The organism is Pseudomonas sp. (assembly GCF_040514055.1).
Classification (GTDB): domain Bacteria; phylum Pseudomonadota; class Gammaproteobacteria; order Pseudomonadales; family Pseudomonadaceae; genus Aquipseudomonas.
Map to the genome: position 1 here is coordinate 111,222 of NZ_JBEVDL010000026.1, position 15,761 is coordinate 126,982.

10 protein-coding genes are annotated in these 15,761 nt (G+C 64.3%); all 10 read left to right on the plus strand.

Annotated features, from left to right (window positions below):
- Positions 1-630 precede the first annotated feature (630 nt).
- The 10 genes from glgA (at position 631) to ABWY06_RS06645 (ending at position 15,553) form a co-directional block, all read left to right on the plus strand.
- Entirely contained in the window at positions 631-2,163 is a 1,533-nt protein-coding gene (gene glgA / locus ABWY06_RS06600) for a glycogen synthase GlgA (RefSeq protein WP_502948158.1), read from the plus strand.
- Between the two features lie 4 nt (positions 2,164-2,167).
- The gene (gene treZ / locus ABWY06_RS06605) at positions 2,168-3,937 is read left to right on the plus strand and encodes a malto-oligosyltrehalose trehalohydrolase (protein WP_353924765.1); all 1,770 of its coding nucleotides are present in this window, start codon (positions 2,168-2,170) and stop codon (positions 3,935-3,937) included.
- Positions 3,934-6,015 (plus strand): 4-alpha-glucanotransferase, encoded by a 2,082-nt coding sequence (malQ, locus tag ABWY06_RS06610; protein WP_353924766.1) that lies wholly within the window; start codon positions 3,934-3,936, stop codon positions 6,013-6,015. Before treZ ends, malQ begins: the two co-directional genes overlap by 4 nt.
- Positions 6,012-8,810, plus strand: a complete 2,799-nt coding sequence (locus ABWY06_RS06615; RefSeq protein ID WP_353924767.1) for a malto-oligosyltrehalose synthase — start codon at positions 6,012-6,014, stop codon at positions 8,808-8,810. The genes malQ and ABWY06_RS06615 overlap by 4 nt, the downstream gene beginning before the upstream one ends.
- Positions 8,811-8,821: 11 nt before the next feature.
- A complete protein-coding gene (locus ABWY06_RS06620) occupies positions 8,822-9,118 on the plus strand; it encodes a DUF2934 domain-containing protein (protein ID WP_353924768.1) in 297 nt (98 codons plus the stop codon).
- Positions 9,119-9,163: 45 nt separating this feature from the next.
- On the plus strand, positions 9,164-11,332 hold the full coding sequence (gene glgX, locus ABWY06_RS06625; RefSeq protein WP_502948159.1) for a glycogen debranching protein GlgX: 2,169 nt from the start codon (positions 9,164-9,166) through the stop codon (positions 11,330-11,332).
- A gap of 159 nt (positions 11,333-11,491) precedes the next feature.
- A complete protein-coding gene (locus tag ABWY06_RS06630) occupies positions 11,492-12,250 on the plus strand; it encodes a PIG-L deacetylase family protein (RefSeq protein WP_353924769.1) in 759 nt (252 codons plus the stop codon).
- Between the two features lie 255 nt (positions 12,251-12,505).
- Entirely contained in the window at positions 12,506-13,288 is a 783-nt protein-coding gene (locus tag ABWY06_RS06635) for an endonuclease/exonuclease/phosphatase family protein (protein ID WP_502948162.1), read from the plus strand.
- On the plus strand, positions 13,285-14,535 hold the full coding sequence (gene clsB / locus ABWY06_RS06640; protein WP_353924771.1) for a cardiolipin synthase ClsB: 1,251 nt from the start codon (positions 13,285-13,287) through the stop codon (positions 14,533-14,535). Before ABWY06_RS06635 ends, clsB begins: the two co-directional genes overlap by 4 nt.
- Entirely contained in the window at positions 14,522-15,553 is a 1,032-nt protein-coding gene (locus ABWY06_RS06645; RefSeq protein WP_353924772.1) for a lysylphosphatidylglycerol synthase domain-containing protein, read from the plus strand. The genes clsB and ABWY06_RS06645 overlap by 14 nt, the downstream gene beginning before the upstream one ends.
- The last annotated feature ends 208 nt before the right edge of the window (positions 15,554-15,761 follow it).

The following is a 15,761-nucleotide window of genomic DNA, read 5'->3' on the forward strand; positions in this document are numbered from 1 at the left end:
CGGCTGCAGTGAACTTTCGGGGGGAGAGAGACGAGGACGGCGGCAATTACAGCCCCCTGTGCGGCGACATCGTTCCAGGCAGACATTAGTTAGGCCGCTGGTAACTACCAGGGGCAATCCGGGTGCGATTCATATATATAAAACGCCGCAGCATGATTTTGAAGACTGCGCCTGACCTGGCACTTCCCCCTATTCAAAGCGCCCACCAAGCGTCTTCAAAAAAGTCAGTAACAGGCTGCGTTTTTTCAAAGCGAGGGTACGCTCTGCAAAGCGCAGGCCAATCATCCTCGGCCTGGAATGGCCATGGCGCCTGACTCGCAGCTCAACGACTGGCTTTCGGCAATGCAAAATGCATGAGCAGCGCATTATTGTCATGCAATTTGCAATATCACTAAAACATCTCGTTATAGCCGATTCAGCATGCGAACTGATGCAGTCTAGCTAGCCATGTTCCGCCATAAAAAACCTGAAACTAATACGAATCGCAAAAGTCAGTTTTTTAGGACGGCACGCCGCTATAGAGCTACGCAAAACGTAGAAATTGTCCGTTGGCCGTCCCTTAAAAACTATGACGCTGGTGTGATGGGTGCTGGAACAACTTAGGGATGATTCATCCCGCAGGAGAATGTAATGGGAGATGCGGCCTTATCCAAGAGGATCACTGCATGCTACCGGGAGGCCGAAAAAGTCGCCCCGCATGTGAAAATCGTTACCCGTACCGACACGCGGCAAAAGGCCTTGTTCGTGACGGCCGAGATTGCCGACCTGGTCAAGGTGGGCGGCTTGGGCGACGTGTCCGCCGCGATACCCCGCGCCATGCAGGCCAGCCATGACGTACGGGTGTTGATCCCCGGTTATCGCCAAGTGCTCGAAAGTGGCAATGCCATTCGCGTCGTTGGTGAGGTCGAGGGCTATGCCGCCCTGCCCGCCTGCAAGATCGGCCGCATCGACACTGACGATGGTCTGGTGATCTACGTGGTGCTCTGCCCCGAGCTTTACGACCGTGAAGGCACGCCCTACGGCGATGACGAGGGCGTGGACTGGCCGGACAACCATATTCGCTTCGCCCGCCTGTCCCTGGCGGCGGCTGAATTTGCCGCCGGCAGGGCCGGGCTCAAATGGACACCGCAGTTGTTGCACCTCAATGACTGGCAGACGGCGTTGACCCCCGCCTACCTGTTCTGGCGTGACCAACCGACTCCGAGCATCTTCACCATTCACAACCTGGCCTATCAGGGCCTGTGCGATGCGCGCTGCTCGGTTGAGCTGGGGCTGCCGGTCAACGGTCTCGAGTCAAACGAGCCGGGTAAGGTGTCCTTTCTCAAAGCGGGCATTCTGTACGCCACCCATATCACCACGGTCAGCGCCACCTACGCCCAGGAAATCACCACCCCGGCCTTTGGCTGCGGCCTGGAGGGCTTGCTGGGGGACAAACAACAACAAGGCTGCCTCACCGGTATTCTCAACGGCATCGACGACAGTTGGGCGCCGGAATCCGATCCCCACCTGATCCAGGGTTTTGCCGCCAATGACTGGGCCGGCAAGCAGGCCAATGCGGTGCAGGTGCGCATGACCTTCGGTCTGGCCCCGTCGAACGGGCCGATCTTCGCCGTGGTCTCGCGTTTGGTGCATCAGAAGGGCCTGGACCTGACCCTGCAAGTGGCGGAACACATTGTTAACCAGGGGGGCCAGATCGCCCTGATCGGACGCGGCGAAGCCAAGGTCGAAGCCGCGGTGCGCGAGCTGGCGGCACGTTTTCCCGGGCAGATCGCAGCCCGTATCGGCTTTAACGAAACCGACGCCAGGCGCATGTTTGCCGGCAGCGATTTTCTGCTGATGCCCTCGCGCTATGAACCCTGTGGCCTGAGCCAGATGTACGCCCAGTGTTTCGGCTCGCTGCCGATCGCCCGTAATACTGGCGGGCTGGCCGACAGCATCGAAGACGGCATCACCGGCTTCCTCTTCGAGGACTCCAGCGCCGAAAGCTACCGCAGCGCCATCGACCGGGCGTTTCGCGTCTACGCCCACCCCGAGCTGTTTCGCGCCATGCGCTGCCGGGCGATGGCCTCGCCTTACCATTGGCGCGTGTCGATCCAGCCGTACAGCCGGCTGTACGACCAGTTGCTCAGCGCGGCACCGCTCCAACTACTGCGTCAGGGATAGGCTTATGCCGGCACCACAGGAGCTGCACGCCGGCGCACGGCTGTTGCGAAAGGATCTTACCGAATTCTGCCTCTGGGCCCCGAATGCCCGGCAGGTCGAGGTCGAGTTTAAATCAGGTGCGCGTCACCCGATGCAGGCGCAGGCGGACGGTTGGTTCAGTTGTCAGCTGCCGTGTGGCGCGGCCACGGCCTACCACTATCGCATCGATCAAGAACTGCGGGTTCCGGATCCCGCCTCGCGCGCCCAGGCTGGCGGCCTGCAGGGCCCCAGTCTGGTGGTGGACCCCACCTACGCCTGGCGCCACAGCCACTGGCAAGGCCGGCCCTGGACCGAAACAGTGCTCTACGAGTTGCATGTCGGAGCCCTGGGAGGCTTTCAGGGGGTGCAGACGCATTTGCAGCGCTTGGCCGAACTGGGCATTACCGCCATCGAGCTGATGCCGATCAATGCCTTTCCCGGGACCCGCAATTGGGGCTATGACGGTAGCCTGCCCTTTGCCCCGCAGAGTTCCTACGGTACGCCCGAGCAGCTCAAGGCGCTGATCGACTGCGCCCATGGCCTGGGCCTGCAGGTGTTTCTCGACGTGGTCTACAACCACTTCGGACCTGAAGGTAATTACCTGGGCCAGTACGCCAGCGGGTTTTTTCGCCAGGATCAACACACACCCTGGGGCCAAGCCATCGATTTCCGCCGCAGTCAGGTGCGCAATTTCTTTATCGACAATGCCCTGATGTGGCTGTTCGAGTATCGCTTCGACGGCTTGCGCCTAGATGCCGTGCACGCCATTTCCGAGAGCTATTTTCTGATCGAGTTGGCGGCACAGGTCCGCGCCCGAACGGAACCGGGGCGTCATATACACCTGGTGCTGGAGAATGAACACAACGCTGCCAACCTCCTGAGCAACGGCTATACCGCGCAATGGAACGATGACGGCCACAACGTGCTGCACGTGCTGCTGACCGGCGAACACCACGCCTATTACCAGGACTTCGCCCAGCAGCCCACCGAGAAACTGGCCCGCTGCCTGGCCCAGGGGTTTATTTACCAGGGACAGGCCAACCGCCATGGCCAGGCCCGTGGTGAGCCCAGTGCGCACCTGCCGCCCAGCGCCTTTGTGCTGTTTCTGCAGAATCATGACCAGATCGGCAACCGCGCCCTGGGTGAGCGGCTGATTGAGCTGTGTCATCCGGAGGCGCTACGGGCGGCCACCGCCTTGCTGCTGCTGTCGCCCATGGTCCCGCTGCTGTTTATGGGCGAAGAATGGGGCTGCCGGCAGCCTTTCCAGTTTTTTACCGACTTTCATGACGAGCTGGCCGAGGCGGTAAGCAGCGGACGGCGTAACGAATTCGCCGATTTCCCCCAGTTCAGCGACCCCGCCAGCCGCGACCGCATACCCGACCCCAACGCCCTGGACACCTTTACCCATTCCGTGCCGCGGCTCGAAGTCGGACCTGACGACGAGCAGCGGGACTGGCTGGCCTACTACCAGACCCTGCTGTCGTTGCGCCATGCCGAGCTGACAGCGCGTCTGCCCGGTACCCAGGCGCTGGCCTGCAAGGTGCTCGGCGAGGCCGCCGTCAGGGCGCGCTGGCGCCTGGGTGATGAAACCCTGTTGACACTCTGGCTCAACCTGGCGGACCAGGCGCTGCCGGTCAAACCGGGCAGGCCCCTGGGCCGGCTGCTGTTCGAAAGCCGCGCGGCATTGGCCCCGCAATTGGCCAAGGGCAGCCTGCCCGCCCGCAGCGCATTGTTTTACCTCGAGGATCCTGCATGAGCGAACCCACCCTGAATGCCCTGGCCCTGGCGGCCGGTCTGGCGGTTGACTGGGTCGATGCCAACGGTCGTCCACAAACCGTAGCGCCCGATGTATTGGTCAACGTTCTGGAGGGGCTGGGCCATCCCTGTCACAGCCGTGAAGCGATCGCCGACGCCCTGCACGAGCTGACCCAAGCCACCCACCTGCCACCGCTGCTGACCGCGGAGCAGTTTCAGCCCCTGAATCTGGATGGCTATTTCCCCGCGGGCGCCGCCTACCAGGTCCAGCTGGAAGACGGTACGACCCGGCACGGCCAACTGGATCACCTGGCCCACCTGCCCGGCCAGTTGCCTATGGGCTACCACCGCTTGCAGATCGGAGCGTCGGCCCTGACCCTGGCGGTCGCCCCAGCCCAGTGCTACGCACTGCAGGACGTGACCGGCCAGGCTCATCCGCGGCGCTGGGGCCTGAGTGCCCAGCTCTATGCCCTGCGCCGCGAGGGTGACGGTGGCCTCGGCGATACTCTCGCCTTGCAACAGCTGGTGCGCAGCGCCGCTGTCCAGGGCGCCGACGCAGTGGCCATCAGCCCCGTGCATGCCATGTTCAGCGCCGACCCCCAGCGCTTCAGCCCCTACTCGCCGTCCAGCCGGCTGTTTTTGAATCCCTTGCATTGTGCGCCAGGCACGGTACTGGGCGATGAGCCGCTGCGTGCGGCCATTGCCGCGACCGGCCTGCAGGCCGAGTTGACGCGCCTGGAGGACCTCGAGCTGATCGACTGGCCGGCCGCCACCCAGGCCAAACAGCAGGTGTTACGCCAGCTCTATCAGGGGTTTGCAGCGGCACCCGCCGCGCTGCGGGCGCAGTTCCAGGCATTTCGCCAGCGCGGTGGCGAGGCCCTGGAAAATCACTGTCGCTTCGAAGCCCTGCATGCGATGTTCGCCCGCGACAGCGGACCACGCGGTTGGCAAAGCTGGCCGCAGCCCTACCGTGATCCCGCCAGCGCCGAAGTGGCCCGGTTCGCCGAACAGCAGGTCAACGAAATCGCCTACCACGCCTTTGCCCAGTGGTTGATCGACTGCGGCCTGGCCCAGGCCCAACAAGCCGCGCGGGACGCCGGAATGGGCATCGGTCTGATCGCCGATCTGGCGGTCGGGGCCGACGGCGGCGGCAGCCAAGCCTGGAGCCGCCAGGATGAATTGCTCGGTTCGCTCAGCGTGGGCGCTCCACCGGACATCCTCAACCGTCGCGGCCAAGGGTGGGGGGTTTCGGCGTTCTCCCCGGAAGGCCTGCGCCGTAACGGCTTTCGCGCCTTTATCGAGATGCTGCGGGCCAACTTCGCCCATGCCGGTGGCGTGCGAATCGACCACGTCATGGGCCTGATGCGCCTGTGGCTGATCCCCACTGGGGCCGAGCCGCACCAGGGCGCCTACCTGCATTACCCGTTACAGGACCTGTTGCACCTGCTGGCCCTGGAGTCCTGGCGGCATCGCGCCGTGGTGGTGGGCGAGGACCTGGGGACTGTGCCCGACGGGTTTCGCGAGCTGCTCGAGGACCGGCGCATTCTCGGCATGCGCGTGCTGCAGTTCGAACAGGACCATCAGGGCCAGTTCAAGCCGGCCCGCAGCTGGCCGGAGTCCGCCCTGGCCACCACCGCCACCCACGACCTGCCAACCATGGCCGGCTGGTGGCGAGGCCGCGACCTGGAGTGGCAGACCCGTCTCGGCCTGACGCCCGAGGAGCACCGCGAAAGCGACGCCCTGGCACGCGAACACAACCGTGAGGCCTTGCGTCAGGCCTTGCTGGCCGACCAAGGCCAGTCGCCCGACACCCTGCTGGACACCGAAGCGGCGCTCGATGCCTGCCAGGCCTTCGTCGGTCATACCCCGGCCCCGCTGATCCTGGCGCCACTGGAAGACCTGCTGGGCGCCGAAGAGCAAGCCAATGTGCCGGGCACCATCGACAGCCACCCCAACTGGCGCCGGCGCTGGACCCGCAGCAGCCCTGAGCTGCTTGAGACCAAGGCCGTGCAAAGGCGTCTGGCGCTGTTGCGCCAGGCCCGCCAGGCAGCCCTACCCGACCCTGAAGGACACGCATGACGCCCCTCCGAGCTACCCTGCGGCTGCAGTTCCACCGCGGCTTCACCCTTGCCGATGCCCTGCCCCTGGTGGACTACTTCGCCGACCTGGGCATCAGCCATCTCTATGCCTCGCCGTTGCTCACTGCCCGGACCGGCTCCATGCACGGCTACGACGTGGTCGACCCCACCCGCGTCAACCCCGAACTGGGCGGCGAGCCGGCCTTGCTCGAACTGGTGCAGGCGCTGCGCCGTCGTGGCATGGGTTTGATCCTGGATATCGTCTCCAACCATATGGCCGTGGGCGGCTCGGCCAATCCCTGGTGGTTGAGCGTGCTGGAGTGGGGCCGCCACAGTCCCTACGCCAAGTTCTTCGATATCCAGTGGCAATCCCCCGACCCCCTGCTGACCGGCCAGCTGCTGATCCCGTTTCTGCGCAGCGACTACGCCGAGGTGCTCGAGGCCGGGGAAATCCCCCTGCGTTTCGTCGCGGCCCGCGGCCGTTTTCACGCCGAGCATTTCGAACACCACTTTCCCATCAGCCCTCCCAGCTACGCCGAGCTGTTGCAGGCCAGTGGCGATCCCGCGCTGGTCGCGCTGGCGAGCCGCTTCGCCGGCCTCGGCAACGGCCGCGAGGCCCAGCGCCAGGCCCTCGAGTTACAAGCTGAATTGGCCCGACTGGCCAGTTCGACAGCCGTGGCCGGTGCCATTGAGCAGGCGTTGGAGCACTACGATGGGCGTCAAGCAGACGGTTTTAACCGGCTGCATCAGCTGTTCGAGCGCCAGCACTACCGCCTGGCCAGCTGGCGCACCGCCGCCGATGACATTAACTGGCGGCGTTTTTTTGATATCAACGAGCTGGGCGGCTTGCGCGTCGAACGCCCGGAGGTGTTCGAGGCGACCCATGGCAAAGTCTTCGAACTGATCGAGCGCGGCCTGATCGACGTCCTGCGCATCGATCATATCGACGGCCTGGCCGACCCCCGCGGCTATTGTCGCAAGCTGCGGCGGCGGGTCGATGGGCTGCTCAAGGCCCGCCCGGCGGACTGCCGGCTCGAGCACTTTCCGATCTACGTCGAGAAAATCCTCGGCCCCGACGAACAGCTGCATCAGGACTGGCAGGTGGATGGCACCACCGGCTACGAGTTTATGAACCAGGTGTCCCTGCTGCAGCATGACCCTAAGGCCGAGGCACCGCTCAAGGCCCTTTGGCATTCACTCAGCGGGCGGCCGGCGGACTTTCTCGAGGAGGTACGCGAGGCGCGTCAGCTGGTGCTCAGCGGCAGCCTGGCCGGGGATTTCGAAAGCGTCGCCCAGGCCTTGCTGCGGGTGGCGCGCGGCGACCTGCGTACCCGTGACCTGACCCTGGGCGCGATTCGCCGGGCCTTGATGGCCTTGATCGTGCACTTTCCGGTGTACCGCACCTATATTTCCGCCTATGGCCGCTCGCCCGATGACGAGCCTTTTTTCCAGCAAGCGCTACAAGGTGCCCGGCAGCACCTGCCCGAGGTCGACTGGCCGTTACTGGAGCACTTGCAACGCTGGTTGGGTGGCGAGGCCTTGCACAGCATGGCGCCAGGACGGGCGCGCAGTGCGCGTAAATATGCCATCGCCCGCTTCCAGCAGCTGACGTCACCGGCCGCCGCCAAGGCCGTGGAAGACACCGCGTTCTACCGCTCGGCAGTGCTGCTGTCGCGCAATGACATGGGGTTCGACCCGCAACACCTGAGCCAGTCCCCCGCGCAGTTTCACCAATGCAACCTGGAGCGCTCGCGGCGCTTTCCAAACAATTTGCTGACCACCGCGACCCATGACCATAAACGCGGAGAAGACATACGGGCACGCCTGGCGGTGCTGAGCGAGCGCCACCCCTGGTATGCCGAGCTCTGTACCGGCTGGCTGAGGGACAGCGCCGTACTGCAGCAGGCGCTACCGGAGGGTCCGACGCCCTGCCCCGGAGACCGCCTGATGCTGTTGCAGACACTGCTGGGCAGCTGGCCGCTGAGCCTGGCCGCGGACGACAGCCCTGGCCTGCAGGCCTACAGCGAGCGGGTGTTGCGCTGGCAGGAGAAAGCCCTGCGCGAAGCCAAGCTACACAGCAGCTGGAACGCCCCGCACGAAGGGTACGAGAGTGCCTGCCGACAGTTGGTCCAGGCCCTGCTGCTGAAACCCCAGGGGGCGGACCTGCGCCGTCGGATCGCCGCCGCTGCCGACGCCATCGCCCCTGCCGGCGCCCTCAACAGCCTGGTGCAATGCGCCCTGCGTCTGACCAGTCCCGGGGTGCCGGACCTGTACCAGGGCACCGAGTTCTGGGACTTCAGCCTGGTCGACCCGGACAATCGCCAAGCGGTGGACTATGCCCGGCGCCGCACGGCATTGAGCGAAACGGACGACTTGGCAACGCTATTGGCTCACTGGCGAGACGGGCGCATCAAACAACGCCTGATCCAGCGCCTGCTGGACCTGCGCCGACGCCTGCCCGCGCTTTTTGCCCAGGGCCGTTACCTGCCCTTGCAAGTGGTGGGCGAGCACGCCGAGCGGGTGCTGGCATTCGCCCGGGTGCACGGCCAGCAGCAGGTAGTGCTGCTGTTGCCGCGCCTGTCCGCGGCCCTGCTGGGCCACCAGGCCGAACCGCGGATCCCGGCGGCCCATTGGGGCGATACCCAGGTGCTGTTGCCCGAGTCCTGGCCGGTGCAACCGCTGAGCGGACTTTTTTCGACCCGCGAAGTCACACCCCTGCAGGGGCGTATCACGCTGAGCCAGGCCTTGGCCGAGGTGCCCCTGGGCGTTCTGACTTCCGCGGCCCCTTTTCCCTAGGAGTATTTGCCATGACTGTCGATGAACAACGAATCCGCGATTTCGCCTACCAGATCTGGGAGTCCGAAGGCTGCCCGGAGGGCCAGGAGCAACGCCACTGGCAGATGGCGATAAAACTGGCCGAAGCCGCAGAAGCGGCGGCCAGCGCCGCGCCAGCGGTCAAACGGGCGCGCAAAGTCAAGACCGCCGAGGTCGTGCAGGCGCCTGCGCCAACCACCGCGAGCAAGCCCGGGAATGAACCCCCCGCCCTGCTCAAACCCAGCAAAAAAACCGCCAAGACGCCCCCCCTGGATCAATCCACCCCGTGACAGCACGGTCGATGCCCTGCTCAGTTCCAGGCTCAAGGAGTTCTCATGACACACCGCCACACACCGGCTACATCCCCCGCACCGCAACTCATGGTGCGCTCGCGTATCCGTGAAGGGCTGCCCTTTCCCCTGGGCGCCACCTGGGACGGCCTGGGTGTCAATTTCGCGCTGTTTTCCGCCCATGCCACCAAGGTCGAGCTGTGCCTGTTCGATGATCAGGGGCTGGAGGAAATCGAGCGTATCGAACTGCCCGAATACACCGACGAGATCTGGCACGGCTACCTGCCCGATGCCCATCCCGGCCTGATTTACGGCTACCGGGTCTATGGGCCTTACGCGCCTGACGCGGGACACCGTTTCAATCCGAACAAATTGCTGATCGACCCCTATGCCAAACAGCTGGTCGGCGAACTGCGCTGGTCCGAGGCCTTGTTCGGTTACACCATCGGTCACCCGGACGACGACCTGAGTTTCGACGAGCGTGACAGCGCCGCCTACGTACCCAAGTGCAAGGTGATCGATCCGGCCTTCACCTGGGGCCATGACCGCCCGGTGCAAGTGCCCTGGGACCGTACCATCCTCTACGAAACCCATGTACGCGGGTACACCATGCGCCACCCGGCGGTGCCGGAGGCCCTGCGTGGCACCTTTGGCGGCCTCAAGGTCAAGGAGGTGGTGGACTATATTCGCACGCTGGGCGTGACCTCGGTCGAGCTGCTGCCGATCCATGCCTTTGCCGACGATCAGCACCTGCTGCAAAAAGGCATGCGCAACTACTGGGGCTATAACAGCATCGCCTTTTTCGCACCCCAGCCGCGCTACATGGCCAGCGGCAAAATCGGTGAGTTCAAGGAGATGGTGGCACACCTGCACGCCGCCGAGCTGGAAGTGATACTCGACGTGGTCTACAACCACACCGCCGAGGGCAATGAGCGTGGCCCGACGCTCTCCATGCGCGGCATCGACAACGTGTCCTACTACCGCTTGATGCCCGAGGAAAAGCGCTTCTACATCAACGATTCGGGCACCGGCAACACCCTCGACCTGAGCCACCCGCGGGTGCTGCAAATGGTCACCGATTCGCTGCGATATTGGGCCAGCGAAATGCACGTGGATGGCTTCCGCTTCGACCTGGCCACCATCCTGGCACGCCGGCCCGAGGGCTACGACGAGCGCCACAGTTTCCTCGTGGCCTGCCAGCAGGATCCGGTGCTGAGCCAGGTCAAGCTGATCGCCGAACCTTGGGATTGCGGCCCGGGCGGCTATCAGGTAGGCAATTTTCCACCGGGCTGGATGGAATGGAACGACCGCTTTCGCGACACCAGCCGGGCCTTCTGGCGCGGTGACGAGGGCCAGTTGGCGGAATTCGCCAGCCGCCTGACGGCCTCGGGGGACATGTTCAATTCCCGTGGCCGACGTGCCTTCGCCTCGGTCAACTTTATCACTGCCCATGACGGTTTTACCTTGCACGACCTGGTTGCGTACAACGACAAGCACAATGAAGCCAATGACGAAGACAATCAGGACGGCAGCAACAACAACCTGTCCTGGAACCATGGCGTGGAGGGTCCGACCGACGACCCGGAAATTCTGCAACTGCGCCAGCGGCAAATGCGCAATTTCTTTGGCACCTTGCTGCTGGCTCAAGGCACGCCGATGCTGGTGGCCGGCGATGAATTCGGTCGTACCCAGCACGGCAACAACAACGCCTATTGCCAGGACAGCGAAATCGGTTGGGTGGACTGGCGCTGGAGCGAGGACGGCACCGCCCTGCAGCGTTTCGTCCGGCGCCTGATCGCGCTGCGGCGCAACTACCCAATCCTGCGGCGTGGTCGTTTTCTCGTCGGCGCCTATAACGAGGAACTGGGCGTCAAGGATGTCACCTGGCTGCACCCAACCGGCGAGGAAATGACCGTCGAGCATTGGGAGGATGGCCAGGCGCGTTGCCTGGGCATGCTGATGGACGGTCGTGCGCAGCCCACCGGTATCCGCCGGGCGGGGTCGGACACCAGCCTGCTGATGGTGGTCAATGCCCATCACGAGGGGGTGAATTTCCGCTTGCCGCCGGTACCGGAAGGCCGCGGATGGATCTGCCTGATCGACACCAACCAGGTCGACTCCACGGGCCGCGATCCGTTTGAGTTCGACAGCGAATACACCGTCACCGGTCGCTCGCTGCTGCTTTTCGAACTGCTCAAGGACGCCGCCAGCTAAATCCCGTTGGCCCTGGACGCACTCACGGCGGCTAGGGCGGTCCAATGAGAGTGAACCGCCCAGCGTGGTTCTGGGAACACGCCGCTGCCGGGCTGGCGACCCTGTAGGCCAGTGCGGCGCGGCGACCTCGCCCTTGGCGAGACCTAAGGAGTGGAGCCTGTGAATGCCTTCCCCATTGAGGATTTGGGTACCCCGCTGGCGGCCTGGAAACACTCCAGCCGGCTGGCACGTCTGCCTGTCATTACGCCGCAGCGGCTGGTACCCACGTATGCACGCGCGGTGATAGTCGCGCCACACCCGGACGATGAAGTGCTGGGGTGTGGCGGCCTGATGCAATTGTTGTCCCAGGCGGGACGCCCCTTGCAATTGATTTCGGTCACCGACGGCAGCGCCAGCCACCCGGGTTCGTCACGCTGGTCGGCGGCGCGCCTGAGCGTCATCCGCCCCCAGGAAAGCGCCGCGGCGCTGCGGCGCCTGGGGCTGTGCATGACGCGCTTGAAATGGATCCGCGGCGGTTTTCCGGATTCCCAGGTGAGCCGCCGGGAAAGTTCGCTGGCCGCCTTTGTGCAACGTTACCTGCGCCCGGGCGACGTGGTGTTCACCACCTGGCGCCAGGATGGCCACCCGGACCACGAAGCGGTCGGACGCGCCGTAGCCACGGCCGCGGCGCGGGTCGGTGCGGTGGTCCATGAGCTCCCCATCTGGGCCTGGAATTGGCTGACACCCGAGGACCGGGAATTTCCCTGGAACCGCGCCTGCAAGGTTCAGCTGGATATCTGGAGCCAGGCGCGCAAGCGTCACGCGGTACAGGCCTTCGTCAGCCAGTTGGCAGGGGACCGCGAGGCCGGGCTGGCGCCGATCCTGGCGCCCCACGTGCTGGAGCGGCTGCTGCAACCCTTCGAGCTGGTGTTGTTATGACCGGGCCCTGGAGGTCGCTCCGTTCCGGCAAAAAAATGAACGCTATTGGCCACCTCCAGTCGGACTAGAAGTATGGGCTGTCCAGCCGCTGGCGCTGCGTGGCACGGCCTCCAGGGAACAGAACCGACCCGTGGCGGTCGTTCCTTGCGCCGTTTCCACGCGGTCCGCTGCCAGGACACCGCCACCGCGCTTCGGCATCGCCCGAAGCAGAAAATGGAAAGGAGCCTTAGCGTGAATTCGACCTGCCCGGCCCCCCTGCTCGGCGATGTACGACTGGCCGAAGCCTTGAATCCCGTGCACCGATTAAAAGTGCTGACGATCAATACCCACAAGGGTTTCACCTTTTTCAACCGGCGTTTTATCCTGCCGGAGCTACGGGAGGCGGTGCGCAGCGTGTCCGCCGACATCGTCTTTCTGCAGGAAGTCCATGGCACCCACCAGGGCCATGCCGACCGCTACGACAACTGGCCCAGCACCTCCCATTACGAATTTCTGGCCGATGATATCTGGCACGATTTCGCCTATGGGCAGAATGCCGTCTACCCCGATGGCGACCACGGCAATGCACTGCTGTCGAAATTTCCTATCGTGCAGCATCAAAACCTCGACGTATCGATCAGTGGCCCCGAACGACGCGGGCTGCTGCACTGCGTGCTGCAGGTGCCCGGCCAGGTGCATCAGGTGCATGCCATCTGCGTGCACCTGGGGCTGCGTGAGCAGCATCGGACCCAACAATTGGGCCTGCTCTGCGACCTGCTGGACTCGCTGCCGGCCGAGGCGCCGGTGGTGGTGGCGGGCGATTTCAACGACTGGCGCCTGCGCGCCAACCAGACCCTGGAGCGCTGCACCGGCTTGCACGAAGCCTTCGAGCGTGAATACGGCATCGTCGCCAAGAGTTTTCCGGCACGCTGGCCGCTGCTACGCCTGGACCGCATCTACGTGCGCAACGCCAGCACCCACGAGCCGCGCATGCTTTCCACCCGGCCCTGGTCGCACCTGTCCGACCATGCCCCCCTGGCGGTGGAGGTGCATCTATGACGACCGACTGGAAAGACGGTAATCGCGTTGAACTGCTGGAGAACGGCGAAGAATTTTACCCGCGGGTATGGGCTGCCCTCGAGCAAGCCCGGGAAGAAATTCTGCTGGAGACCTTTATCCTGTTCGAGGACAAGGTCGGCAATCGCCTGCACCAGGCCCTGATCGACGCGGCGAAGCGCGGTGTACGGGTGGAGATCACGGTCGACGGCTTCGGCTCCTCCGAACTGACACCGGCCTTTATCGGTGCCCTGACCGCAGTCGGGGTGCGTTTTCGCATGTTCGATCCCGGCTCGAAGCTGGTCGGCATGCGTCTGAATATCTTCCGTCGCCTGCACCGCAAGATCCTGGTGGTCGACGGCCACCTGGCCTTTATCGGCGGCATCAATTTTTCCGCCGATCATTTGGGCGATTACGGTCCCGACGCCAAGCAGGACTACGCCATTGAAATTCGCGGGCCGGTGGTCGAGGACATCCATCGTTTTGCCCTGGCCGCCATCGCGCCGTCCGAAGCGCCGCAGCGACGGTGGCCCTGGGGCCGCCGTAAAGCGCCAGGCGCGGTATCGAGCAGAACCGCCGAAGGGACCGCACAAGCGCTGTTCGTCACCCGCGATAATCAGCACCACCGCAACGATATCGAGCAGCATTACCTGGAGGCCATCCGCACGGCGCGCCAGCGGGTGGTGATCGCCAACGCCTATTTCTTCCCGGGCTACCGCTTGCTGCGCGAACTGCGCAATGCCGCCCGCCGGGGCGTCGAGGTGCGCTTGATCCTACAAGGCCAGCCGGACATGCCGATCGTCAAGGTGCTGGCGCGGATGCTGTACAACTACCTGCTGCGCGACGGGGTGCAGATCAGCGAATACTGCCAGCGCCCGTTGCATGGCAAGGTGGCCCTGGTCGACGACGAATGGGCCACCGTCGGTTCCAGCAACCTGGACCCCTTGAGCCTCGCGCTGAACCTGGAGGCCAATCTGCTGATCCGCGATCGGGCCTTCAACCAGGAGCTGAGCCAGCGCCTCGACCAACTGGTTCATCACCACTGCACCGCCATTGGCCTGGAGCGCATGGTGCGCGGCTATTTCTGGCGTGCCCCCCTGGCCTTCCTGTGCTTTCACTTTCTACGCACCTTCCCCGCCATGGCCGGGTGGCTGCCGGCCCATCGTCCGCGTCTGGCCCTGCTGCAGGACGAGCCGTCCGCGCGGGATCATTCGCCCCTGAGCCACGAGAGCGCCAATGAGCAGCCCTGAAGTTTCCCGCCACAGCCCCCGGCCGCCGGGTATCTGGCCAATTGCCAAACGCCTGCTGACCATCGCCTTTTTCATCCTGGTGCTGGTGATGCTGGTGGTACTGGCGAAAAAACTCGACTGGCAGGAAATCCTCCAGACCCTGCGTGCCTACCCCGCCAGCACCCTGGCCTGGGCAGCCCTGGCCTGCGCCGCCAGTTACCTGGTCTACAGCGGCTTCGACGTGTTGGGGCGGCGCTACACCGGGCATCAGTTGCCGCTGCGCCAGATCATGCCCGTGACCTTCGTCTGCTACGCGTTCAACCTCAACCTGGGATCCTGGGTCGGTGGTATTGCCTTTCGCTATCGGTTGTACTCGCGGCTGGGCCTGGAAAACGCCGAGATCACCAAGATCCTCAGCCTGAGCCTGGTCACCAACTGGCTAGGCTATATGCTGCTGGCCGGCGGCCTGTTCGTGTCCCGGCAGGTGGAGCTGCCGGCCAGCTGGAAACTCGGCACCCTGGGCCTGCAAGCCCTGGGCGCGCTGCTGCTGGCCATCGCCCTAGGCTACCTGGTGCTGTGCAAGGTGGCGAAAAAACGCACCTGGCACCTGCGGGGCCATGCCTTTACCCTGCCCTCCTTCCGCTTGGCATCGTTACAGGCGCTACTGGGCGCGACCAACTGGACCCTGATGGCACTGATCGTCTACTTGCTGCTGGGCCAGCGCGTGGGTTTTCCGCTGGTGCTTGGCGCCCTGTTGATCAGCAGCATCGCCGGGGTCATCACCCATATTCCGGCTGGACTGGGCGTGCTGGAAACCGTCTTCGTCACCCTGCTGCAGGATGAGATCAGCAAGGGCAGCTTGCTGGCGGCCCTGATCGGCTATCGCATCATCTACTTTCTGGTGCCGCTGCTGATCGCGACTGTGCTGTACCTGACGCTGGAGGCCAAGGCCAAGCAGCTCAAACAACGCAACACCGAGAAAACCCAGAGGCCCGACGAAAACCAACATCCTGCCACCGGTCATAACAGCCCCGGCTAGCCCTCACCCCAAGCAACGTCGCTCCTTTACGCCAGCGGGCTACCGCGGTACGACACGTCGTAACTGCCCATTGGCGAGCTGTCGCTGGACGGCGCGCCGAGACCGCCCTACGTCACTTGACGTGCGGTGATCGTTCCTACGCGCCGCATCGGGCCATCTGGGGGCCCACGCGATGGAACAGGTCTTCGTAGGATGAGGTGGAGCGCAG